21 protein-coding genes and 2 rRNA genes are annotated in these 23,711 nt (G+C 67.0%); 10 read left to right on the top strand and 13 right to left on the bottom strand.

The window, feature by feature from the left end:
• Positions 1–30: 30 nt before the first annotated feature.
• Together msrA and CFB46_RS31900 are read left to right on the top strand one after the other, a co-directional pair.
• On the top strand, positions 31–774 hold the full coding sequence (msrA, locus tag CFB46_RS31895; RefSeq protein WP_027786230.1) for a peptide-methionine (S)-S-oxide reductase MsrA: 744 nt from the start codon (positions 31–33) through the stop codon (positions 772–774).
• A gap of 258 nt (positions 775–1,032) precedes the next feature.
• A complete protein-coding gene (locus CFB46_RS31900; protein WP_027786231.1) occupies positions 1,033–2,148 on the top strand; it encodes an aromatic ring-hydroxylating oxygenase subunit alpha in 1,116 nt (371 codons plus the stop codon).
• A 33-nt stretch (positions 2,149–2,181) separates the two neighbouring features.
• Here the strand turns inward: CFB46_RS31900 and CFB46_RS31905 are convergent, their stop codons facing one another.
• The 8 genes from CFB46_RS31905 to CFB46_RS31940 all read right to left on the bottom strand — a co-directional run bounded on the left by CFB46_RS31905 (position 2,182) and on the right by CFB46_RS31940 (position 12,719).
• Positions 2,182–2,571: a cytidine deaminase gene (locus CFB46_RS31905; RefSeq protein ID WP_027786232.1), complete on the bottom strand. Its 390-nt coding sequence runs from the start codon at positions 2,569–2,571 to the stop codon at positions 2,182–2,184.
• A gap of 24 nt (positions 2,572–2,595) precedes the next feature.
• Positions 2,596–3,912 (bottom strand): thymidine phosphorylase, encoded by a 1,317-nt coding sequence (deoA, locus tag CFB46_RS31910; RefSeq protein WP_027786233.1) that lies wholly within the window; start codon positions 3,910–3,912, stop codon positions 2,596–2,598.
• A 35-nt stretch (positions 3,913–3,947) separates the two neighbouring features.
• The gene (locus CFB46_RS31915) at positions 3,948–5,222 is read right to left on the bottom strand and encodes a NupC/NupG family nucleoside CNT transporter (protein ID WP_027786234.1); all 1,275 of its coding nucleotides are present in this window, start codon (positions 5,220–5,222) and stop codon (positions 3,948–3,950) included.
• 247 nt (positions 5,223–5,469) lie between these two features.
• The gene (gene hydA, locus CFB46_RS31920) at positions 5,470–6,927 is read right to left on the bottom strand and encodes a dihydropyrimidinase (RefSeq protein ID WP_027786235.1); all 1,458 of its coding nucleotides are present in this window, start codon (positions 6,925–6,927) and stop codon (positions 5,470–5,472) included.
• Positions 6,928–6,992: 65 nt separating this feature from the next.
• Positions 6,993–8,501 carry an NCS1 family nucleobase:cation symporter-1 gene (locus tag CFB46_RS31925; RefSeq protein WP_027786236.1) on the bottom strand — a complete coding sequence of 503 codons (1,509 nt, stop codon included), beginning with the start codon at positions 8,499–8,501 and terminating at the stop codon, positions 6,993–6,995.
• A gap of 100 nt (positions 8,502–8,601) precedes the next feature.
• A complete protein-coding gene (preA, locus tag CFB46_RS31930; protein WP_027786237.1) occupies positions 8,602–9,918 on the bottom strand; it encodes an NAD-dependent dihydropyrimidine dehydrogenase subunit PreA in 1,317 nt (438 codons plus the stop codon).
• 55 nt (positions 9,919–9,973) lie between these two features.
• On the bottom strand, positions 9,974–11,311 hold the full coding sequence (locus CFB46_RS31935) for an NAD(P)-dependent oxidoreductase (protein ID WP_027786238.1): 1,338 nt from the start codon (positions 11,309–11,311) through the stop codon (positions 9,974–9,976).
• Between the two features lie 127 nt (positions 11,312–11,438).
• The gene (locus tag CFB46_RS31940; RefSeq protein ID WP_027786239.1) at positions 11,439–12,719 is read right to left on the bottom strand and encodes a Zn-dependent hydrolase; all 1,281 of its coding nucleotides are present in this window, start codon (positions 12,717–12,719) and stop codon (positions 11,439–11,441) included.
• 320 nt (positions 12,720–13,039) lie between these two features.
• Here CFB46_RS31940 and CFB46_RS31945 point away from each other — a divergent pair, with 320 nt between their 5' ends.
• On the top strand, positions 13,040–13,732 hold the full coding sequence (locus CFB46_RS31945; RefSeq protein WP_027786240.1) for a TetR/AcrR family transcriptional regulator: 693 nt from the start codon (positions 13,040–13,042) through the stop codon (positions 13,730–13,732).
• Positions 13,733–13,850: 118 nt separating this feature from the next.
• Here CFB46_RS31945 and CFB46_RS31950 read toward each other — a convergent pair whose 3' ends face one another.
• From CFB46_RS31950 to CFB46_RS31960, 3 genes are read right to left on the bottom strand one after another with little or no spacing between them, the layout of a single operon-like run.
• Positions 13,851–15,041, bottom strand: a complete 1,191-nt coding sequence (locus CFB46_RS31950; protein WP_027786241.1) for an acetyl-CoA C-acetyltransferase — start codon at positions 15,039–15,041, stop codon at positions 13,851–13,853.
• Positions 15,042–15,059: 18 nt separating this feature from the next.
• Positions 15,060–15,827 (bottom strand): 3-hydroxyacyl-CoA dehydrogenase, encoded by a 768-nt coding sequence (locus tag CFB46_RS31955; RefSeq protein ID WP_027786242.1) that lies wholly within the window; start codon positions 15,825–15,827, stop codon positions 15,060–15,062.
• 13 nt (positions 15,828–15,840) lie between these two features.
• Complete coding sequence (locus CFB46_RS31960) at positions 15,841–17,508, bottom strand: acyl-CoA synthetase (RefSeq protein ID WP_027786243.1); 1,668 nt, start codon at positions 17,506–17,508, stop codon at positions 15,841–15,843.
• A 212-nt stretch (positions 17,509–17,720) separates the two neighbouring features.
• Between CFB46_RS31960 and CFB46_RS31965 the strand changes: the two genes are divergently transcribed.
• The 7 genes from CFB46_RS31965 (at position 17,721) to CFB46_RS31990 (ending at position 23,040) form a co-directional block, all read left to right on the top strand.
• Complete coding sequence (locus CFB46_RS31965) at positions 17,721–18,671, top strand: IS110 family transposase (protein WP_373558197.1); 951 nt, start codon at positions 17,721–17,723, stop codon at positions 18,669–18,671.
• A 157-nt stretch (positions 18,672–18,828) separates the two neighbouring features.
• A complete protein-coding gene (locus tag CFB46_RS31970) occupies positions 18,829–19,833 on the top strand; it encodes an AraC family transcriptional regulator (RefSeq protein ID WP_027786244.1) in 1,005 nt (334 codons plus the stop codon).
• 119 nt (positions 19,834–19,952) lie between these two features.
• Positions 19,953–20,126, top strand: coding sequence for a hypothetical protein (locus CFB46_RS36815; protein WP_306427329.1), 174 nt, complete (start codon positions 19,953–19,955; stop codon positions 20,124–20,126).
• A 45-nt stretch (positions 20,127–20,171) separates the two neighbouring features.
• Positions 20,172–21,206 (top strand): SMI1/KNR4 family protein, encoded by a 1,035-nt coding sequence (locus CFB46_RS31975; RefSeq protein WP_306427330.1) that lies wholly within the window; start codon positions 20,172–20,174, stop codon positions 21,204–21,206.
• A 198-nt stretch (positions 21,207–21,404) separates the two neighbouring features.
• Positions 21,405–22,004 (top strand): hypothetical protein, encoded by a 600-nt coding sequence (locus CFB46_RS31980; RefSeq protein ID WP_027786245.1) that lies wholly within the window; start codon positions 21,405–21,407, stop codon positions 22,002–22,004.
• Positions 22,005–22,058: 54 nt separating this feature from the next.
• Complete coding sequence (locus CFB46_RS31985; RefSeq protein WP_027786246.1) at positions 22,059–22,430, top strand: nuclear transport factor 2 family protein; 372 nt, start codon at positions 22,059–22,061, stop codon at positions 22,428–22,430.
• 130 nt (positions 22,431–22,560) lie between these two features.
• Positions 22,561–23,040: a GNAT family N-acetyltransferase gene (locus CFB46_RS31990; protein ID WP_034185553.1), complete on the top strand. Its 480-nt coding sequence runs from the start codon at positions 22,561–22,563 to the stop codon at positions 23,038–23,040.
• 174 nt (positions 23,041–23,214) lie between these two features.
• On the opposite strand, the gene rrf is transcribed toward CFB46_RS31990, so the two are convergent.
• Together rrf and CFB46_RS32000 are read right to left on the bottom strand one after the other, a co-directional pair.
• Positions 23,215–23,327 (bottom strand): 5S ribosomal RNA (gene rrf / locus CFB46_RS31995).
• A 150-nt stretch (positions 23,328–23,477) separates the two neighbouring features.
• A 23S ribosomal RNA gene (locus CFB46_RS32000) occupies positions 23,478–23,711 on the bottom strand; the annotation flags it as partial.

Below are 23,711 nucleotides of genomic sequence, written 5' to 3' on the forward strand. Positions count from 1 at the left end.
TTTTCTCAACGCATGTCGAAGGAGCAACTGATGAACCCGATCCCTATCCGCGATGCCGCCGCACGACGGCGCGCGGCCATGCTGCGCCGCATCGGCGCCATCGCCGTCGCGGCGGCCGCCGTGTTCGGCTACCAGCGCATCGTCAATTCCGCCGAGCCGATGCGCACCGTGCCCGCGCCAACGCTCGACGAAACGCCCGGCGCGTCGCACGACGAGACGGCCGTGCTCGCCGGCGGCTGCTTCTGGGGTGTACAGGGCGTGTTCGAGCACGTGAAGGGCGTGAAGCAGGTCACCGCAGGTTATGCGGGCGGGGCGTCCGAAACCGCGCACTACGCGCTGGTCGGATCGGGGCTGACGGGGCACGCGGAATCGGTGCGCATCGTCTACGATCCGACCCAGATCACGTACGGCCGGCTGCTGCAGGTGTTCTTCTCGGTCGCGCACGATCCGACCGAACTGAACCGGCAAGGCCCCGACGAAGGCTCGCAGTACCGGTCCGCGATCTTCCCGACCACCGCGCAGCAGCGCGCGGTCGCGACCGCGTACGTCGCGCAACTCGGCAGCGCGCACGTGTTTCCGGCGCCCGTGGTCACGCGCGTCGAGGCCTACAAGGGGTTCTATCCGGCCGAGGCCTATCATCAGAACTACCTCGAACTGCATCCGGATGCGCCGTATATCGCGTTCAACGACATGCCGAAGGTCGCCGGGTTGAAACAACACTTCCCGGCGCTGTACCGTGCCGACGCGGTGCTGTGGCGCGAAGCGCGCTCGTGAGCCGCTTGTGAGCCCGCCTGTGAGCCGCTCGTGACCGCCGCCGGGGCTGCGTGACGGGATGCCGCCCGCCGCACAGCCGCGCCGCGGCCGCCACGCACCGGCGGCGGCCCGTTTGCGCCACATCAACGAATCGGCCGGCGCGACGCCGGGGCAAACCCGCATCGCGGCCGCCGCGGCCGGCAACTTCGCGTAGACTCTCTGGATTCCCGCCGCTTCTTGCGGCGTTCGACATTCCAGTCCAGCCAGGAGGCGTCACGCATGCGCGCAGTGCCTTTGCCTGACGGCAATACCCTCGAAGAACCGTCCACCGGCGCGGCCGTGCGCGACCTGCGCCGCGTGCCCATTCATCCGGATCACTGGTACCCGCTCGCGTGGTCGCGTGAGCTCAAGCGCGGCAAGACGCTCGGCGTGCGCTTCGCCGGCGACCCGATCGTGCTCGTGCGCACCGAATCGGGCGCCGTGTATGCGCTCGAAGATCGTTGCGCGCACCGCCAGGTGCCGCTGCATGCGGGCGTCGTGAGCGGCGAGACGCTGCGCTGCTGCTATCACGGCTGGACCTACGCGTGCGACAGCGGCCGCTGCGTCGACGTGCCCTACCTGGGCCGCGAGCGCTTGCCCAACGGCGTGCGCGCGTATCCCTGTCGCGAAGCGCACGGGCTGATCTTCGTGTTTCCGGGCGACGCCACGCTCGCCGAGGAACGGCCGTTCCCCGCGCTCGAATCCGCGGACGACCGCGCGTACAAGACGCGCCGCTTCGGCCGCGAGGTCAAGTGCCACTACTCGTTCATGCACGAGAACCTGATGGACATGAACCATCAGTTCCTGCATCGCAAGCAGATGGGACAGATGCGCGCGCGCTCCTTGGGCCGCCGCCGCGGCGACGACTGGGTCGAGGTCGATTACACGTTCGCGCGGATGGAAGGCAAGCAGCCCGTCGGCGAGGCGCTCGTGTTCGGCGCGAGCAAGAAGCCGGCCGATCAGTCCGACAAGAGCGTGATGACGGTGCGCACCGGCTATCCATACCAGACGCTGCAGATTCGCTCGAGCGAAGGCACGCTCGTGATGGATCTGTGGATCGTCTACGTGCCGCTCGACGCCGAGCAGCGCACCAACCGCACGTTCGGGCTGCTGTCGATCCACAAGCCGGGCATCCCGTTCGCACTCGATCTCGCATGGCCGCTGCTCGTGTGGTTCACCGAGCGCATCTTCCGCGAGGATCGCTGGATCGTCGAGCGCGAGCAGGAAGCACACGATCGCCAGGGCGCCGACTGGAACCACGAGGTGTTTCCGGTCATCAACGAGCTGCGCGACCTGCTGCGCCAGTGCGGCGCACGCACCGTGATCCCGATCCGCGACGCGCGCGACGGCGCATGAGGCAACGCATGCGGCGCGCCGCGGCGCGCGCCGTTACAGGGTGAACGCGCCCGGCAGCAATGCGCGGGCCGTCGTGATCTCGACGGCCCCTTTCAGGTTGGCGAGAATCACTTCGATGTCGGGCTTGCCGATCTCGATGATCACCTGACGACATGCGCCGCACGGCGCGATCGGGCCGTCCGTGTCGCCGACGACCGCGAGCCGCGCGAAATCTCCCGGCCGATAACCGGCGGCGATCGCCGCGAACAGCGCCGTGCGTTCCGCGCAATTGCACAGTCCGTACGACGCGTTCTCGACGTTGCAGCCGTGGAAAACCGTCCCGTCGCGCGCCTGCAGCGCCGCGCCGACCTTGAAGCGCGAATACGGCGCATACGCGCGGTCGCGCGCCGCCTTCGCCTGTTCGATCAGTTCGTCTCGTTCCATCGTGGTGAGGCCTCCAGGAGCAGGTCAGCCGACCTGCTGGTAAAGGGTCGGCGGCGCTTCGCCCGTCTCGCCGAGCACGTAGCCGCGCCGAACGGCGTCCGCCGCGTGAGCCGCGGCCGCTTCGTCGCGGGCATGCACGAAGCCGAGCGGCTCGCCGCCCTCGATACGCTGCCCGATCTCCGCGAGCCCCGACAGGCCGACGCTGACGTCGATCGCGTCCTCCGCGCGCGTGCGGCCGCCGCCGAGCGCGACCACCGCCAGCCCGAGCGCACGGCAATCGACGCGCTGCACCACGCCGCTCGCGGGCGCCGCAACCGGCACGATCACCGCCGCCCGCGCCAGATGCCGCGCGGGGGCATCGATCAGGTCGGCAGGACCGCCGAGCGCGACGACCATGCGCGCGAAACGCTCGGCCGCCGCGCCGGAATCGAGCGCCTGCCGCAGCTTCTCGCGCGCGTGGTCGGCATCGCGCGCCAGCCCGCCGGTGACGAGCAGTTCGGCCGACAGCGCCATCGTCACGTCGTGCAACCGCGCGGGACGCGACTTGCCCGTCAGGTAGTCGATCGCGCACGCCACCTCGAGCGCGTTGCCCGCGCACGGCGCGAGCGACTGGTTCATGTCGGTGAGGATCGCGGTCGTCTTCATGCCGGCGCCGTTGCCGACGTCGACGATGCTGCGGGCAAGTTCCGCCGATTTCTCCGCGGTCGGCATGAACGCGCCGGAGCCGACCTTGACGTCCATCACGAGCCCGTCGAGCCCCGCCGCGAGTTTCTTCGACAGGATCGACGCGGTGATCATCGCGACCGATTCGACGGTCGCCGTCACGTCGCGGATCGCATAGATGCGCTTGTCGGCCGGCGCGAGCCGCGCGGTCTGCCCGATGATCGCGACGCCGACCTCGCGCACCGTGCGGCGAAACGCGTCCGTATCGGGCATCACGTCGTAACCGGGAATCGCGCTGAGCTTGTCGAGCGTGCCGCCGGTATGGCCGAGCCCGCGCCCCGAGATCATCGGCACGTAGCCGCCGCACGCGGCCACCATCGGCCCGAGCATCAGCGACACGACGTCGCCGACCCCGCCCGTCGAATGCTTGTCGATCACCGGCCCGCCGAGATCGAGCGCACGCCAGTCGAGCACGTCGCCCGAATCGCGCTGCGCGAGCGTCAGCGCGACGCGTTCGTCCGTGCTCAGGTCGTTGAAATACACGGCCATCGCGAACGCGGCCACCTGGCCCTCTGTCACGCTGCCGTCGGTTACGCCGCGCACGAACGCGGCCATGCCGTCGCGATCGAGCGGCTGCCCGTCGCGCTTCCTGCGAATGAATTCCTGCGGTAGAAACATCGTTGCCTCGCTTCGATCGGAGTCGACTGCACGGTTCAATGCAGCGAGAAAAACAGGCCGGCAATCGCCGCGCTCATCAGGTTCGACAGGGTCGCGGCCGTCAGCGCGCGCAAGCCGAGCCGCGCGACGTCCGAGCGGCGCTCGGGCGCGACCGCGCTGAAGCCGCCCGCGAGAATCGCGATCGACGAGAAGTTCGCGAAGCCGCACAGCGCGAACGACACGATCGCGAGCGTCTTCGGGTCGAGCACCTGGAGGCCGGCCGCCGCCGCGTGCGCACCGCCCTTCAGGTACGGCGACAGGTCGCCGTACGCGACGAATTCGTTGAAGATCAATTTCTCGCCGATGAAGTTGCCGGCCAGCGTCGCATCGTGCCACGGCACGCCGATGATCCACGCGAGCGGCGCGAACAGGTGGCCGATGATGCCGACCAGCGTGACCTGCGGAAAGCCCGCGAACGCGGCCGCGCCGCCGACGATCAGGTTCATCAGCGCGATGAGTCCCACGAACGCGATCAGCATCGCGCCGACGTTGATCGCGATCCGCAGGCCGACCGATGCACCGGATGCGGCCGCCTCGATCACGTTGGCGGCCCGCTTGTCGTCGAAATCGAGGCCGTCGACCACCACGCGGCTCGGCTCGACGGTCGGAAACAGCAGCTTGCCGAACAGCAGACCGCCCGGCACCGCCATGAACGACGCGGCGAGCAGGTACTCCATCTTCACGCCGAGGCCGGCGTAGCCGACCAGCACCGAGCCCGCGACCGACGCCATGCCGCTCGCCATCACCGTGAAGATCTCGGCGCTCGTCATGTTGCGCACGAACGGCTTCACGAGCGCGGGCATCTCGCTCTGCCCGAGGAAGATCGTCGCGACGGCCGAGCACGCCTCGATGCGGCTCACGCCGAGCACCTTCGCCAGCCCCGCGCCGAGGATCGCGACGATCCACTTCATCACGCCGATGTAGTACAGCACCGAGATCAGCGCGGTGACGAAGATGATCATCGGCAGCACGCGCAGGCCGAACACGAACCCGCCGTCGCCGAACAACTGGAACATCCGCGCGTCGACCAGCCCGCCGAACACGAACGCGATGCCGTGATTGCCCATGTCGAGCACGCGATTGACGCCGTTCGCGGCCGCGGCCAGCGCCGCGCGGCCCGACGGCACGAACAGCACCAGCGCGCCGATCGCGAACTGCGTGAGCAGCGCGGCGATCATGGTCCGCGCGCTGACCGCGCGGCGGTTGTTCGACAGCAGATACGCGACCAGCAACAGAAACAGCATACCGAGGAGACTGCGCAGAATATCCACCTTGTGCTCCCTTCTCACTATTTGAACTGTCCGGCGGGCGGCCCGTGCCCGCGACCCGCGTGATCGGGTTGGTGGATGTTACTCGCTCGATACGCACGTCGGCAACGTCGACAAAATCGCCGCGGTCAATGGCGTCGATCGTTTCCATCTTCGCGCTTCGACGACTTGATCAGTTGTTCTACCTACCCTTCGAAAATGCGCACGGGCGTGCCGTTCGAACGGACACGCCCCGCACGGCACGCGTCGTTCAACCCACGCGCTCGACCGGATGCGGCTCGCGCAGACGGTTCGCGATCCGCGCCGCCTCGTAGTAGCCTGCCGCCGGCGGGCGCTTCAGATAGCGGCCCGCGCCGCGCACCGCGCGCAATTCGCCGTCGGCCCACGCGAGTGCGCCGCGCGTGAGCGTGTGCGTCGCGACGCCCTGCACGGTCATCCCCTCGAACACGTTGAAGTCGACCTGCTGGTGATGCGTCTTCACCGAGATCGTCTTCGTCGCGGCCGGATCCCACACGACGAGGTCGGCGTCGGCGCCGACCTGCACGGCGCCCTTGCGCGGATACAGGTTGAAGATCTGCGCGGCGTTCGTCGACGTGATCCGCACGAACTCGTTCGGCGTGATGCGGCCATGATTCACGCCGTGATGCCACAGCACCGACATGCGATCCTCGACGCCGCCGCAGCCGTTCGGGATCTTCGTGAAATCGTTGCGGCCCATCGCCTTCTGCGATGCGCAGAATACGCAGTGATCGGTCGCCGTCGTATGCAGCTGCCCCGACTGCAGCCCGCGCCACAGTGCCTCGCGATGCTCGGCCGAGCGAAACGGCGGGCTCATCACGTGGGCCGCCGCGCGCGTCCAGTCCGGATCGCGATAGACGGCCTCGTCGATCACGAGGTGGCCCGGCAATACTTCGCCGAATACGCGCAGCCCTTCGCTACGGGCGCGCGTGATCACATCCACCGCGTCCTTTGCCGACACGTGCACGATATACACGGGCACGCCGAGTACCTGCGCGATGCGGATCGCGCGGTTCGCGGCTTCGCCCTCCACCTCCGGCGGCCGCGACAGCGGATGCGCCTCCGGCCCCGTCATGCCGCGCGCGAGCAGCGCCTTTTGCAGCTGGAACACGAGTTCGCCGTTCTCCGCATGCACGGTCGGCAGCGCACCGAGTTCGAGCGAACGCGTGAAGCTGTTCACGAGAATCTCGTCGTCGGCCATGATCGCGTTCTTGTACGCCATGAAATGCTTGAAGCTCGACACGCCATGCTCGCGCACGAGCGTGCCCATGTCGCGGTGCACGCTGTCGTCCCACCACGTCACGGCGACATGAAAACCGTAGTCGGAAGCCGATTTCTCGGCCCAGCCGCGCCATTCGCGGAACGCATCCATCAGCGGCTGCTTCGGGCTCGGGATCACGAAGTCGATGATGCTCGTCGTGCCGCCCGACAGCCCGGCGGCGGTGCCCGAGTAGAAATCGTCGCTCGCGGTCGTGCCCATGAACGGCAGCTCCATGTGCGTATGCGGATCGATGCCGCCCGGCATCACGTACTGGTCGTGCGCGTCGACGACGGTTGCGCCGGCCGGCGCGTCGATCCGCTCCGCGATCTGCAGGATCGTGCCGCCGTCCTGCGGGTCCGCGCAGAGCACGTCCGCGCGATAGGAACGGTCCGCATCGACCACGGTGCCGCCACGAATCAGGATTGCCATTTCGTTGCCTCCTCGTTGACTGTCGGGTGCCGCATGCCGCGCGCGAGTCGCAGCCGGCTCGCGCGTCATGCGCTCGCGATCTGCGCGCGCTGTCCGGCGCGCCACTTCATCCAGGTGCCGTACACGCCGGACGCCAGCACGAGGCCGACGAACCACGCGTACGTGTAAAGCGTGTTGAAGAACGCCGGCACGTTCGGGAACGACGCCGGAAACGCCGTATGCAGGAAGCCCGGCAGGTTCGGCAGCACGCCGACCGCGAGCGCGACCAGCGCGGCCGGGTTCCAGCCGCGCGCGTAGCTGAAGTCGCCGCCCTCGTCGAACAACGCGCGCGTATCGAGCTGCGTGCCGCGAATCAGGAAATAGTCGACCATCAGGATGCCCGCGACCGGCCCGAGCAGCGCCGAATAGCCGACGAGCCAGGTGAAGATGTAGCCGTCCGTCGTCGCGAGGATCTTCCACGGCATCATCACGATCGCGATCGTCGCGGTGATCATCCCGCCCGCCTTGTACGAAATGCCCTTCGGCCACAGGCTCGAGAAATCGTAGGCCGGCCCGACGAGATTCGCGGCGAGGTTGCAGCACATCGTGTCGAGCGTGAGGATCACGAGCGCGATGCCGACGCCGATGCCGGTCATCCGGCTCGTCAGGTCGATCGGATCCCAGATCGCGTTGCCGTAGATCACGACGGTCGCCGACGTCACGACGACCGACACCACCGACAGCAACGCCATCGGCAGCGGCAGCCCGATCGACTGCCCGATCATCTGGTCGCGCTGCGAATGCGCGAAGCGCGTGAAATCGGGGATGTTCAGCGCGAGCGTCGCCCAGAAGCCGACCATTGCCGTCAGGCCCGGCCAGAAGGTCGGCCAGAACAGCCCGGCTTTCTTGCCGCCCGCCGCGAACTGGGACGGCGCCGACAGCATCGAACCGAACCCGCCCGCCTTGGACGTCGCCCACCAGACGAGCGCCACGCACATCACGACCTTGATCGGCGCGGACCAGCTTTCGAGCCAGCGGATCGAATCGGTGCCGTGCAGGATGAAGTACAGCTGCAGCGCCCAGAACACGAGGAAGCACGCGAGCTGCCCGAACGAGATGCCGACGAGCGGCAGCGCCGCGCCGTGCAGCGCGTTGCCGGTCAGGATGTTCAGCAGCGTGTAGATCGCGCTGCCGCCGAGCCAGGTCTGGATGCCGTACCAGCCGCAGGCGACGATCGCGCGCAACAGCGCCGGCAGCTTCGCGCCCTGCGTGCCGAACGACGCGCGCACGAGCACCGCGTACGGAATCCCGTGCTTCGCGCCCGCATGGCCGATCAGCAGCATCGGCACGAGCACGATCAGGTTGCCGAGCAGCACCGTCGTCACCGCCTGCCACGGCGACATGCCTTCCTGGATCAGCCCCGCCGCGAGCATGTACGACGCGATGTTCATCACCATCCCGACCCACAGCGCCGCGAAGTGGTACCACTTCCACGTGCGCTGCGCCGGCGTCGTCGGCGCGAGGTCGTCATTGTACAGGCTGCCGCCGTGCGCCGCGGCGCTGTCGGGATCGGCGGGATTCGCTGCGGATTTCATCGATCGCACTCCACGAAAACGTCGGCGCCGGCATCGTGCGATGCCGGCCCGAGGAAACGAAAGACGGCGGCGCGCAGCCTCCCGCGCCGCCGGACACCGGTCAGGCCGCCTTCGCGTGCTTCTCGGGCGCGGCCGCCGGGCCGCCGCTCGCACCGGCATCCGCGCTCGCCGGATTGTTCGGATGCGTGGTCCAGTTCGCGTAGTCGCCCGAATCGACGCGCTCCATCGTGATGCATTGCTCGACCGGACACACATGCATGCAAAGATTGCACCCGACGCACTCCGAATCGACCACTTCGAAATGCCGCACGCCGTCCTTCGTCGCCGTGATCGCCTGATGCGACGTGTCCTCGCACGCGATATGGCACAGCCCGCACTGGATGCAGCGGTCCTGGTCGATGCGCGCCTTGATGTCGTACTTCAGGTTCAGGTACTTCCAGTCCGTCACGTTCGGCACCGCGCGGCCGCGAATGTCGTCGAGCGTCGCGTAGCCTTTCTCGTCCATCCAGTTCGACAGCCCGTCGGCGAGATCCGACACGATCCGGAAGCCGTAATGCATCGCGGCGGTGCACACCTGCACGCTGCCGGCGCCGAGCACCATGAACTCGGCCGCGTCGCGCCACGACGAGATGCCGCCGATGCCCGAGATCGGCAGGTTCGGCGTTTCCGGATCGCGTGCGATCTCCGCGACCATGTTCAGCGCGATCGGCTTGACCGCCGGGCCGCAATAGCCGCCGTGCGTGCCCTTGCCGTCGACGGTCGGCATCGGCGCCATGTGGTCGAGATCGACCGCGACGATCGAGTTGATCGTGTTGATCAGCGACACGCCGTCCGCGCCGCCCTTGTACGCGGCGCGCGACCCCATGCGGATGTCGCTGATGTTCGGCGTGAGTTTCACGAGGCAGGGCAGCTTCGTGCCTTCCTTCACCCAGCGCGTGACCATCTCGACGTATTCGGGCACCTGCCCGACCGCCGCGCCCATCCCGCGCTCGCTCATCCCGTGCGGGCAGCCGAAGTTGAGCTCGACCGCATCGGCCCCGGTGTCCTCGACGAGCGGCAGGATCCATTTCCAGTCGCGCTCGTTGCACGGCACCATCAGCGACACGATCAGCGCGCGATCCGGCCAGTCGCGCTTCACCTGCGCGATTTCTCTCAGGTTCACGTCGAGCGGACGGTCGGTGATCAACTCGATGTTGTTCAGCCCCGCGATGCGCTGGCCGTTCCACTGCACCGCACCGTAGCGCGAACTGACGTTGACGACGTGCGGATCGAGCCCGAGCGTCTTCCAGACGACGCCGCCCCAGCCCGCCTCGAAGGCGCGATTGACGTTGTAGGCCTTGTCGGTGGGCGGCGCGGACGCCAGCCAGAAAGGGTTCGGCGAAGTGATGCCTGCGATGGTGCAGCGAAGATCGGCCATGTTCGGCTCCGTGAGAAGGGGGTCGTGTTCGGTGTGCCGGCGGTGCGCCGCGCGCTCAGGCCGCCTTCGCGGCGCGCGCGGCGAGCGCAGCGTCGATCGACGCGGCCGCGCGCTTGCCGTCCTGCACGGCCTGTACCGTGAGGTCGACGCCGTCGGTCGCCGCGCAGTCGCCGCCGGCCCATACGTCCGGCAGTGCCGTACGCCCGTCCGCATCCACCGCGATACGCGTGCCGTCCGCGGTCAGCAACGTGGCCGCGATACCGTCCGGCACGAGCGTCTGGCCGATCGCCTTCAGCACCATGTCCGCGTCGACGGTGAAACGCTCGCCCGATGTGGCCTCGAATTCGACACCCGTCACCTGCCCGTTCGTGCCCGCCATACGTACCGGCTTCGCGTGCGTGACGAGCGCGACGCCGCTCTTCTGCGCAAACTCGCGCTCGGCCCACGTCGCGCTCATCGCGTCCACGCCGCGCCGGTACACCATCGTCACGCGCTCGGCGCCGAGCTTGCGGCTCTGCACGGCCGCATCGATCGCCGTATTGCCGCCGCCGATCACGACCACGCGTCGCCCGACCGGCACGTTCGCGAGCACGTCGGCCTGCCGGACCTGCTCGATGAAATCGACCGCATTCATCACACCGCTCAGTTGCTCGCCGTCGATCGCGAGCGCACGCACGCCGCCGAGCCCCATCGCGAGGAATACCGCATCGTGCTGCTCGCGCAGTGCGTCCAGCGTCACGTCGCGTCCGAGCGCCACACCCGTTTCCAGCGTGATGCCGCCCACCGACAGCAGCCACTCGACCTCGCGTTGCGCGAAATCGTCGACGGTCTTGTAGGCGGCGATCCCGTATTCGTTGAGGCCGCCGGCCTTCGGGCGCGCGTCCAACAGCGTGACGCGGTGCCCGGCGAGTGCGAGCCGGTGCGCGCACGCGAGCCCGGCCGGCCCCGCGCCGACCACCGCCACGTGGCGGCCCGTCTCGGGCGCGCGCCGAAACTGCACCGCGCTGGTCTGCATCGCCCAGTCGGTCGCATGCCGCTGCAGCGCGCCGATCGCGACCGGCTGCGCATCCTGATGGTTGCGCACGCACGCGCCTTCGCACAGGATCTCCGTCGGGCACACGCGTGCGCACATCCCGCCGAGTGGATTCGCGGACAGGATGTCTATCGCCGCGCCTTTCAGGTTGCCGTTGCCGATCTTGCGGATGAAGCTCGGGATGTCGATCTGCGTCGGGCACGCGTGCACGCACGGCGCGTCGTAGCAGTAATGGCAGCGGCTCGCGGCCGCCGCCGCGGCAGTCGGATCGAGCAGCGGCGCGATATCGGCGAACTCGCACGAGAGTTGCGTGGACGACAGGCGATGCGCGGCGATATCGCCGGTTGGCTGGGTGGTCATACGCGTTCCTTCGACGGGGTGGAGACAAAGCCGTCCCCGCCGGCTGATCATGCACAGTCGGGGCGGTCATGCTTAGGCATGCAAATTTCAGACGACAGGCAGCGTCGCGGCTGCTACGGTCGATCCGTCATGAAGCCGGCTCGCATGCGCGCGACAGCATCGCGTGCAGCAGCACGTTCGCGCCGGCCTCGATCCATGCGGGCGTCGCGTCCTCGATCTCGTTGTGGCTGATGCCGTCGACGCAGGGCACGAATACCATCGACGTCGGCGCGACCTGCGCCAGATAGCACGCATCGTGGCCCGCGCCCGACACGATGTCGCGATGCGAATAGCCGAAGCGATCGGCCGCTTCACGCACGGCCGCCACGCATGCGGGATCGAACGCGACCGGCTTGTAGTAAAAAATCTGCTCGAGTTCGGTGTCGAGCCCGATGTCGGCCGCGATGCGCGCAACGCCATCGCGCAACGCCGCATCCATCTTCGCGAGCACCGCGTCGTCCGGATGGCGGAAATCGACGGTGAAGAACACGCGGCCCGGAATCACGTTGCGCGAGTTCGGGTGCACCTGCATCATGCCGACCGTCGCGCAGCCGAACGGTGCATGATCGAGGCCGATCCGGTTGACGAGATCGACCACGCGCGACGCGCCGAGCAGCGCGTCGCGGCGGCGCGGCATCGGCGTCGGCCCCGCGTGCGCTTCCTGGCCGGTGAACGTGATCTCGTACCAGCGCTGCCCCTGCGCGTCGGTCACGACGCCGATCGTCTTGCATTCCGCCTCGAGAATCGGCCCCTGCTCGATATGCAGTTCGAATGCCGCATGCAGCTTGCGCCCGCCGCACGGCACGTCGCCCGCGTAGCCGATGCGGGCCAGTTCCTCGCCGATCGTCTTGCCGTCGACGTCCTTGCGCGACAGCCCGTATTCGAGCGGAAACACGCCCGCGAACACGCCCGATGCGACCATCGCGGGTGCGAAGCGCGAGCCCTCCTCGTTGGTCCAGATCACGACCTCGACCGGATGCTCGGTCTCGATGCCGTGATCGTTGAGACTGCGAATCACCTCGAGGCCGCCGAGCACGCCGTAGATGCCGTCGAAGCGCCCGCCGGTCGGCTGCGAATCCGCGTGCGAGCCCGTGACGACCGGCGCCGCGTCGGCCACGCGGCCCGCACGGCGCATGAACACGTTGCCCATCGTATCGACCGTCACCGTGCAGCCGGCCGCCTTCGCCCAGCCGACGATCAGGTCGCGGCCGGCCTTGTCGAGATCGGTCAACGCGAGGCGGCACACGCCGCCTTTCGGCGTCGCGCCGATTTTCGCGACTTCCATCAGGCTATCCCACAACCGCTTGCCGTCGACCTTGATCGACGTGTCGAAAGCTGTCCGCTTCACTGTTTCCGATACCGCGCTCATTCGTATCGCTCCTGTGGGGTCGGTGGTGTCGTCGGCCCGGTCCGTGCCGGTGCACGTGAGGCCTGTTTCGGGGCACGCCGCCCGGATGCGGTGCATGCCTCGCTGGTTCGCGAAACGCGTTAAATCCTGTCCGATTGGACAGGTTTTAGACGATCAAAATGACCAGCGCAACGTCTTTCTTGCGCGACGCATCGGAGCGAGAAACGTGCCATCGCAACGCAGCATCGCCGTGGAGTAGCGGCATCCCCATGCGTGCGCGCGACGCGAATCAGCGGCTAGAATGAAGCCCAACGCGGCATGCCTGCCGCGCGAGGATGACGATGAGACATGACGAGGCGGCAATCGCAGCCCCCGACCGGGACGAAACGCCGGCGCCTTTGCGGCGACGCAAGGCGCACATTCGCGAGTCCAACGAAGCGCATCTGCTCGCGTGCGCGGAGGCCGTATTCGCGGAACGCGGGCTCGCCGGCGCCAGCACCGCGATGATCGCGGAGCGCGCCGGCCTGCCGAAGGCGAATGTGCACTACTACTTCCCGACCAAGCTCGCGCTGTATCGCCGCGTGCTCGACGACCTGTTCGAGGACTGGCATCGCGCGGCCGGCTCGTTCGAGGCCGGCGACGATCCGGTGGAAGCGATCGGCTGCTACGTGCGCGCGAAGATGGCGCTGTCGCAGCGGCGCCCGCTCGGCTCGAAGGTCTGGGCCAACGAGATCATCCACGGCGCGGAGCACATGCAGGACATCCTGTCGCAACGCGTGAAGCCGTGGTTCGACACGCGCATCGAGGTGATCGAAGGCTGGATCGCGCACGGTCTGCTCGCGCCGATCGACCCGCATGCGCTGATGTACCTGATCTGGGCGACCACGCAGCACTATGCCGATTTCGATGCGCAGATTCGCGCGTTGAGCGGCAAGCGCGCATTCACGAAGAAGGCATTCGACGAAAAGACCGAGCAGGTCGTGCAGCTCGTGATTCGCGCGTGCGGCGCGGTGTCGCCGAATGCGAAGTCGTAACGCGGCACGACGAACCGTCGAATAAAAACGGGCGGCGCGCACCACACGGGAGTGAACCGTGCGATACGCGCCGCCCGTGTCGGCGCTTGCTTGCGTGCGAACGAAGCGGTGCGATGCGTTACGCGAGACGCTCGATCGCGACGGCCGTCGCTTCGCCGCCGCCAATGCACAGCGATGCGATACCGCGCTTCAGGCCGTACGTTTCGAGCGCGGCCAGCAGCGTCACCATCACGCGCGCACCCGATGCGCCGATCGGATGCCCGAGCGCGCACGCGCCGCCGTGTACGTTGACCTTCTCGTGCGGCAGGTCGAGGTCGCGCATCGCGGCCATCGGCACCACCGCGAACGCTTCGTTGATCTCGAACAGGTCGACGTCGCGCAGGTTCCAGCCGGTTTTCTCCGACAGCTTGCGCAGCGCGCCGATCGGCGCGGTCGCGAACAGGCCGGGCTTGTCCGCGTAAGTCGAATGCCCGACGATCACGGCCTTCGGCGTGAGGCCGAGGCGCTCGGCTTCCGAGCGGCGCATCATCACGAGCGCGGCCGCGCCGTCCGAGATCGACGATGCGTTCGCGGCCGTCACCGTGCCGCCGTCGCGAAACGCCGGCTTCAGCGTCGGGATCTTGTCGAGCTTCGCCTTGCCCGGCTGCTCGTCGATCGACACGACGCTTTCCGTCTTGCCGGCCTTCACGGTCACCGGCGCGATCTCCGACACGAAATGCCCTTCCGCGATCGCCCGCTGTGCCCGCGTCAGCGACGCGATCGCGAACGCGTCCTGCGCTTCGCGCGTGAACTGGTACGCCTGCGCGCAATCCTCGGCGAACGTGCCCATCAGGCGGCCTTTTTCATATGCGTCCTCGAGCCCGTCGAGGAACATGTGGTCGAGCACCTGCCCATGACCCATGCGCATGCCCGCGCGCGCCTTCGGCAGCAGGTACGGCGCATTCGTCATGCTCTCCATCCCGCCCGCCACGGCGACGCCCGCCGAACCCGCCAGCAGCAGGTCGTGCGCGAACATCGCCGCCTTCATCCCCGAACCGCACATCTTGTTGACCGTGGTCGCGCCCGCCGCGAGCGGCAGTCCGGCCTTCAACGCGGCCTGTCGCGCGGGCGCCTGGCCCTGGCCGGCCGGCAGCACGCAGCCGAACACGATTTCGTCGATGCGTTCGGCCGGCACGTTCGCGCGCTCGAGCGCGGCGCGAATCGCCACCGCGCCGAGGTCGTTCGCGCTGGCTGCCGCCAGGTCGCCCTGAAAACCACCCATCGGCGTGCGCGCCGCGCCCACGATTACGATCGGATCCTGAGTCGTCATGATTCGCTTCCTCCAGTGTCAGCGCGGTGCCATGCGCAACGCGCCATCGAGACGGATGACTTCGCCGTTCAACATCGTGTTCTCGGCGATGTGGCGCACCAGCGCCGCAAATTCTTCCGGGCGGCCAAGCCGCGGCGGGAACGGCACGCTCTTGCCGAGCGCGTCCTGCACGTCCTGCGGCATGCCGGCCATCATCGGCGTCGCGAAGATGCCGGGCGCGACCGTCACGACGCGAATGCCGAAGCGCGCGAGCTCGCGTGCGATCGGCAGCGTCATGCCCACCACACCGCTCTTGGACGCCGCATACGCGGCCTGTCCGATCTGCCCGTCGAACGCCGCGACCGACGCGGTATTGACGATCACGCCGCGCTCGCCTTCCGCATCGGCGTCCTGCTTCGACATCGCGTCGGCGGCCAGCCGGATCATGTTGAACGTGCCGACCAGGTTGATCGACACCGCGCGCGCGAAGCGGTCGAGCGAATGCGGGCCGTCGCGGCCGACGACCTTCTCGCCCGGTGCGACGCCCGCGCAGTTGACGAGCGCATCGACGCGCCCGAACGCGTCGCGCGCGGCCGCGACGGCCGCCTGACCGTCGGCTTCGCTCGTCACGTCGGTCTTCACGAACCGCGCGGCCGCGCCGAGTTCGTTCGCGAGACTCGCGCCCGCCTCTTCGTTCACATCCAGCAGCACGGCCTTGCCGCCTTGCGCGACGACCATGCGCGCCACCGCGGCGCCGAGGCCGGAACCTGCGCCCGTAATCAGAAAAACGCGATCCTTGATATTCATTCGTAGTCCGTATTCAGGGTTGAGCGGCCTTCTCGGCTTCCATCTTGCGCAACACGAAGCGCTGGATCTTGCCACTCGGGGTTTTCGGCAGCGCGTCGACGAAATCGATCGCGCGCGGATAAGCGTGAGCGGACAACCGCCGCTTCACGTGCAGACTCAATTCCTCGGCCAGTTCCGGCGTGGCGTCGAATCCTTTCGACAGGACGACGAACGCCTTCACGATCTCCGTACGCTCCGGGTCGGGCACGCCAATCACCGCGGCCTCGCTGACGGCCGGATGCTCGATCAGTGCGCTTTCCACGTCGAACGGGCCGATCCGGTAACCGGACGACGTGATCACGTCGTCCGCGCGGCCGATGAAACTCACGGTGCCGTCCGGCTCCAGTTCGACGTTGTCGCCGGTCCGGTAATAGCCGCCCGCGATCGCCGGCGTGTCCTGCTGCCAGTAGCCGGAGAACCACAGCAACGGCGAGCGTGCGATGTCGATCGCGAGGTTGCCGGGTTCGCCGGGGCCGAGTTCGCGGCCCGCTTCGTCGAGCACCGCGACACGGTAGCCGGGCATCGCGAGGCCGGCCGAACCGGCATGGACGACGTGCGCGAGCCCGTGATGATTGTTCACGACCATCCCGAGTTCGGTCTGGCCGTAGTGGTCATGGATCGGCGCGCCGAGGGCCGCGTGGAACCAGCGCACGACTTCGGGATTCAGCGGTTCGCCGGCACTGCTGACCACGCGCAGCTGTCCTTTCAGCCGCGCGGCCGCTTCCTTGCCGGCAGCCATCAACATCCGGTACGCGGTCGGCGAACCCGCGAGGCTCGTGATGCCGAGCCGTTCGATCACGTCGTACGTGCTGTCGACCGTGAAGCCGCCCTCGTACAGTGTCGTGGCATGACCGAGCAGCAGCGGGCCGGTGATCGCGTAATAGAGCCCGTACGCCCAACCCGGATCGGCGATGTTCCAGAACCGGTCGCCGGTGCGCAGGTCGACCGCTTCGCGCATGTACGCACCGAACGCGAGCAACGCGTACAGCGGCACCGGCACGCCCTTCGGCAAACCCGTCGTACCCGACGTCGACATCATCATGAACAGGTCCGACCCCTTGCGCAGCACGGGCTCGAACGTATCGGCCTGCGCATCGAGCGCCGCACGGAAATCGATGTCGCCGTCCGGCAAGGTGTCGCCCGCTTCGCACACCGTCGCCACCGACGGGCAATCGGCGACTTCGTCGAGCTTCGCGCGATTCGCGACGTTGGTCACGACGAGCCGCGCGCCGCTCATGCGCAGCCGGTGCTCGATCGCCTTCGGGCCGAACGCGGTGAACAGCGGCTGATACACGGCGCCCGCGCGCCACGTGCCGAGGATCGTCGCGACGAGTTCCGGCGTGCGCGGCAGCAGGCCGGCCACCACGTCGCCGGGCTTCACGCCCTGCGCGACGAGCAGGTTCGCGACCCGGGCCGACAACGCCTGCATCTGCGCGAACGTGAAGCGGCGGTGCTCGCCGCCGGCATCGATCCAGTCGAGCGCGATCGCGTCCGCCTTCGCGTGCCGGTCGCAGCATTCGACACACGCGTTCAGGCCGCGCTCCAGATCGCCGCTCAATTGCGCGGCGGCGGCCTCGATACTGAACCGGGCCACGGCGTCGGCGTAGGCCGGCACCGGCCGGGCGGTAGCTCCTTCAGGCATGCGTGTCTCCTTATATCTTCGATTTGCTTCAAACTTCAGTTGTGGCCCGCCGTGAGGCGGGCTGCCTTACCGGTTGGCGGCCATGGCACAGCTTGTGTCTCCTGCGAGCCATCGAGCTCGAATCACAGCTCAAGGCGTGTCGTGGCTGCCTCGTTTAACGCTATCCCGAATGGTTGATTGATCTCATTTCGCATCTATAAGGCTGGGAGTCGATGAACATGAGCCAACCGGTTTTCGTCGGTATCGATGTCGCCAAGGACAGTGTCGAAGTCTGCTGCTCGGACGCCTCGACGCATGCGTTCGAGAACACTGAAGCCGGACACGCGAAGTTGTTGCGCTGGCTCAGGCGCAAGACAGTTACGTTGGTCATACTTGAGGCCACCGGCGGCTACGAGCGAGCCTGCGCGGTGGCGCTGGCGGGCGTCGGATTGCCCGTGTCGGTCATCAACCCTCGCCAGGCACGTGATTTTGCGCGGGCTATGGGGCGACTGGCCAAGACCGATCGGCTTGACGCGCGGGCATTGGCCGAGTTCGCCGCCGTGTTGCATGCCCAGGGGCATCAGCCCCGTGCGTTGGCCACTCAGGAGCAGCGTGAGCTCGTCGCACTTGTTACGCGCCGACGGCAACTCGTGGCCATGCTCGTGAGCGAGCGGCAACGCCTGGCCGTCGCTCACGAGCGGGCCCGTGCCAGCATCGAGGCAATGATCGAGGCCTTGCTCAGTCAGTTGGCCGACATCGATAACGACGTACAACGTGTGCTTCAGGAACGCTACGCCGATCTGTCGGCTTTGCTGCAATCGGTCAAGGGCGTTGGCCCGACCACCGCCAGTACACTCATCGCTGAACTGCCCGAACTCGGACACCTCACTCGCAAGCAGATCACCAGTCTTGCGGGGCTTGCACCCATCAATCGCGATTCGGGCACCCTGCGCGGGCAGCGCCATATCTTCGGCGGGCGCTCCAGTGTCCGACGCGTACTGTACGTCGCCGCACTGGTCGCCACGCGCTTCAATCCGCTGATCCGTAGCTGCTATCTGAGGCTGATCGCCGCCGGCAAGCCCAAAAAAGTCGCCCTCGTCGCGTGCATGCGCAAACTGCTCATCACGCTCAATGCCATCGCCCGCTCGGGCGAGCGGTGGCAGCCGGATTTCAAGGGCGCATGACATGGGCTGTCTCAAGATGGTTGCTGTGTGTTATGGCCGCCGGCGAGCCAGGGGCGCGACGGGGATACATCGATAGTAGACAGCCGATACATTGCAATCAATGACAAACGGAATCTAGAATCGTGATCGCTTTTGCCATGTCGGGAGGATGCTGGAAATGGGGCCGCAGATGATTTCGCCGGATTTCGTCGACGATGCGCTCGCGTGCCTGCGCCGGCACGGCCTGCAGACCGCGCCCGTGCTGCGCACCGCCGGGCTGCCGGCCGCCGTGCACGAGCCCGTCACGCCGCAACAGTACGGCCGGCTGTGGCTCGCGATCGCCGGCGCGCTCGACGACGAATTCTTCGGGCTCGCCGCGCGCCCGATGCGGCGCGGCAGCTTCACGCTGCTGTGCCACGCGGTGCTCCATGCCGGCACGCTCGACAAGGCGCTGCGGCGCGCGCTGAAGTTCCTGCGGGTGGTGCTCGACGAGCCGCACGGCGAGCTTGTCGTGGCGGACGGGCAGGCGCAGATCGTGCTGACGCAATCGGGCGCGCCGTACCCGGCGTTCGCGTACCGGACGTTCTGGCTGATCCTGCTGGGTGTGGCGTGCTGGCTGATCGGCCGGCGCATCCCGCTGCAGCGCATCGATTTCGCGTGCCCGAGCCCCGGTCAGCGCAGCGACTATCACCAGTTCTTCGGCGTCCCGGTGCATTTCGACCGCCCCGACAGCCGGCTCGCGTTCAACGCCGCATACCTCGCGCTGCCGACGATTCGTTCGGAGCAGGCGCTGAAGACCTTCCTGCGCGGCGCGCCCGGCAACCTGCTCGTGCGCTACCGGCACGACACGGGCTGGGTCGCGAAGACGCGCGCGCACCTGAAGGCGCTGCCGGCCGCCGAGTGGCCCGACTTCGACGCGCTGGCCGTGCGCCTCGACACGACGCCCGCGACGCTGCGGCGGCGTTTGCGCAGCGAAGGGCAAAGCTTCGCTGCGATCAAGGACGAGTTGCGCGGCGCGCTCGCGCAGTCGCTGCTGCGCGAGCGCACGCTGAGCGTCGCGGAGATCGCGGCCGAGCTCGGCTTCACCGAGCCGAGCGCGTTTCATCGCGCGTTCCGGAAATGGACGGGCACGAGCCCCGGTGCCTTTCGGCGCGACGTGCATGCGGCGAAGGCCGAGTCGTGAATGGTGTGCAGGCGCGGAGCGTCTCGCCACGCGCCGCTGATACGATGCAAACATGTGGCTGCCGTCCGTTGTCCGCGGACCGCGGCGAACACCGATCAACCATCACCGCTCACGCTCCGATGCAAGCCACCCGCTTTTCCGACACCGAACTGGCCGATCTGCTCGCGCACGGTATCGTGCTGTTTGCCGGCCGCATAATCTTCGACGCACAACCGCCGATGGCGACCGACCAGATCGCGGCCGTGCAGGCCTGCTGTCACGGCGACATTCCGCTCCCGTTGCTCGAGCTGTAGCGCGTCACGGCCGGCGGCAGCCTCGACTACGACCTGACGCTGGAGATGAACGGCAATGTCGAAGCCATCAGCTGGAGCGAGCTGTTCTACAACGGCAGCGACGGTTATCGCGACCTGCAGGGCTGGATCGACCACGAACTCGAACTGGCCGAAGCCGCCGCGGAAGAGAACGCGCGCACGTGGGACGGCAAAATCGATGCGCTGCCGTTCGGCGGTTTCGAATATTGCGACCGCATCTACGTCGTGACGGAGCCCGGCGCCCACGACCATGGCCATGTGCTTGCATGGAAACAGGGGTTGCCGCCCGCGTGGCGCGGCGCGATGCACGAGGACGGTCTCGCGACGATCGCCCCCGATCTGTACGCGGCATTCGGCGCGCTGCAGCTTCATGTCGATCCGCTGGAGCCCGGCGGCGAACCAGGCACCGGTGTCACGCTGCTCGAATACGTCGATGAGCGCCGCGACGATCATGGCCTGTCGGCATCGCTGGCCGACAAGCTGATCGCGTTCTATCGACAAGCGGTGATCGACTGGCGCACGCCGCTCGCCGACGGCACACTCGGCGCGCAGCCGGTGCTCGCACGTCACGCATTACGCCATGCGATCGATCACGACGATGCGGCACTCATCGCGCGACTGGCGCCGCTCGTTGCCGATCTCGGCGTGGCGCTCGCCGGCAGTTCGATCCCGACCGATTACGCGCTGCGACGCCAGAAGTTTTCCGCCGCCATCGCGTTGCTCGCATCGGGCGCACGGGTCGTGCCCGATGCGCTGGCATCCGTGTCCGGCGCCGTACCGGTCAAGCTGATGCGCATGCTGCTTGACGCCGGCGTGCAGCCGGATGCCGACGCAATGGCGCGTTGCGTCGCGGGCGGCGGCACCGACAGCGCACGGCTGATCGGCGCAGCGCTGTCGGCCCAGGGCGTCGATACACCAGCGGCCTACCGCACCGCGAGCGACAAACTACTGGACAAGCTGAAGGCGGACATCCACAAGGTTCGCGCCGGCAAGCTCAGCCACTATCTCGGGCTCGACGGGCTCGAAGCACACGCCGAGCGCCTGCGGACGTTCGATTGCTGACGTCAAGCAGGCGCCGATGCGCCGTGGGTTTGCCGGCAGCATCGCAGTCCGGGTGCCGTTTGTTTGAATCGGGTTTCTCCCACGTTCCGGTGCGAATCTGCAGGATGCTCACCGCACCGCACCGCAGCGCGGGCATGACGTTGCACCCCGTTCCGTCTGACCACATACTGGTCGGCCAGTCCGAACGAGGTTGCGTCGATGGTGAATGTCGATGAGAGCGCCGCTTCGATCTTCGGCGTGATCGGAACGGCCGTGTCGTTGCTGGCAGCGATCCCTTACGCGCTCGCGATCTACCGGCGCACCGTTCGCCCGCATCTGTTCACGTGGCTCGTGTGGTCGGTCGTTACGGCGATCGCGGCGGCCGGCCAGTTCGTCGCGGGCGCGGGGCCGTCCGCATGGTGCACGGCAGCGATTGCCGTCACGTGCTTTCTGACGCTGATCGCCAGCCTGTTTCGCGGCGAGCGCGGCTGGACGGGCCTCGACTGGTTGTTCCTGTGCGCGGCGCTGTCGGCCATTCCGCTATGGATGCTGACCGACGATCCGACTGTGTCGATCTGCCTGGTTACGCTGATCGAGCTTGCAGGCCTCGGCCCGACCGTGAGCAAGACGATCCGCGATCCGTGGAGCGAGAGCCTCGCCTATTTCGCGCTGTGCGTACTCAAGTACGCGCTGGCGTTGCTGGCACTGAGCACGTGGAGTGTCGCGGTCGCGTTCTATCCGGCCGTCAACCTCATCGCGTCGATCGGCATCTGCGTGGTGATGCTGGTCCGGCGTCAGTCGTTGTCGAACGCGCGGTAGGATGTGTTTGTCGCCGCCGTACCGCTTCCCTTCCGAAATGCTGCGAGGCCTGACATGGATGCAATCCGTACCGTCATCGAACCCTGCGAAACCGCGCTCCGCGCCGCGATGCTGGCCAACGATGTCGACGTGCTCGACGCGCTGCTGGACGACGATCTGGTATTCACAGTCCCGACGGGCCAGATCATCTCGAAAGAGAACGACCTCGCCGCGCATCGCGCGAAGCTTCTGCGCCTCGACACACTCGACGTCCACGAAATGCGCGCACACGCGATCGACGAGATGATCCTGACCACGACGCGAGCGACCCTCGCCGGCCATTTCGATGGCGCGGCATTCGCCGGCACGTTTGCCTATACGCGCCTCTGGCGTCGATCGGGCGCCAACTGGCGCGTCATCGCCGGACATGCATCGCAGGTCATGTAGCTGCGCCGAGCGCGTGCGGGATGAATCGCGTCAGGCAATACTGCTGCGAGCGGGCCGGCTATCGATTGAGCGGTGAGGCGCTGGTCCGGATGATGCACTGATGAAAACGCCGATCAAGGTGGTGCCGGCCATGACGAGAGCCGAAATGCACAAGCTATTTACCGTGCGTTCTGCGCGTGCCGCGGACGCGGGCGAACTCACGCGACTGGCGCGCCTTTCGAAGGCGCATTGGGGCTATCCGAAGGAATGGCTCGACTTGTGGCAAAACGATCTCACGATTTCGCCGGAGACGATCGAAGGGGCGATCGGTTACGTCGCGGAATCGGACGCGTCGGTCATCGGGTTCTGGATTCGAGCATCATTGGATTCGGATCAACCGACGCCCGGATGGTTGTTCGTTCATCCCGATCACATGGGTCAGGGCGTCGCCCGTGCGCTGTGGGAATCAGTTCGAGCCGAAGCCGCTGCGAGAGGAATCAAAAGCTTCGTGATCGAAGCGGATCCCAATGCTGTGCCGTTCTATCTGACGCTGGAAGCTGAAAAGATTGGCGAAAAGGAATCGAGCGCCATCCCGGGCAGATTTTTTCCAATCTTGCGGATTGCGGTCTGATGAGTGAGATTGCGGCGGAGACATATCGGGGTTCGATCAGTTCGACTAGCGGCCTGATGACGTTTTCCACGCCCCAAGCTCATGCCGGATGGCACTTCGCGCGGCCAAGTGCCTTTCCGCCGCGCCAATGCAAAAACCCCCGCCTGTTGGGCGGGGGTTTCTGGCTTGAGGGGAGCCTGACGATTACCTACTTTCACACGGGAATCCGCACTATCATCGGCGTAGAGTCGTTTCACGGTCCTGTTCGGGATGGGAAGGGGTGGGACCGACTCGCTATGGTCATCAGGCAAAGGGGGTTGTTGCGTTGCTTCGCAGCGCAACCAATCTTGGAAGAAGCAGTAATTTAGGTTGTGTGTATCACACACGAGAATCCAACCAGTCTCTTGGATGGCTGCACGTGCATCGCACGGCGCTCATCCATAAGGCAGACTTGTTATAGGATCAAGCCTTACGGGCAATTAGTATCAGTTAGCTGAACGCATTACTGCGCTTACACACCTGACCTATCAACGTCCTGGTCTCGAACGACCCTTCAAGGGGATCTAGTCCCCAGGGATATCTCATCTTAAGGCGAGTTTCCCGCTTAGATGCTTTCAGCGGTTATCTCTTCCGAACATAGCTACCCGGCGATGCCACTGGCGTGACAACCGGTACACCAGAGGTTCGTCCAC

This window comes from Burkholderia sp. HI2761 (assembly GCF_002223355.1).
Classification (GTDB): Bacteria; Pseudomonadota; Gammaproteobacteria; order Burkholderiales; family Burkholderiaceae; genus Burkholderia.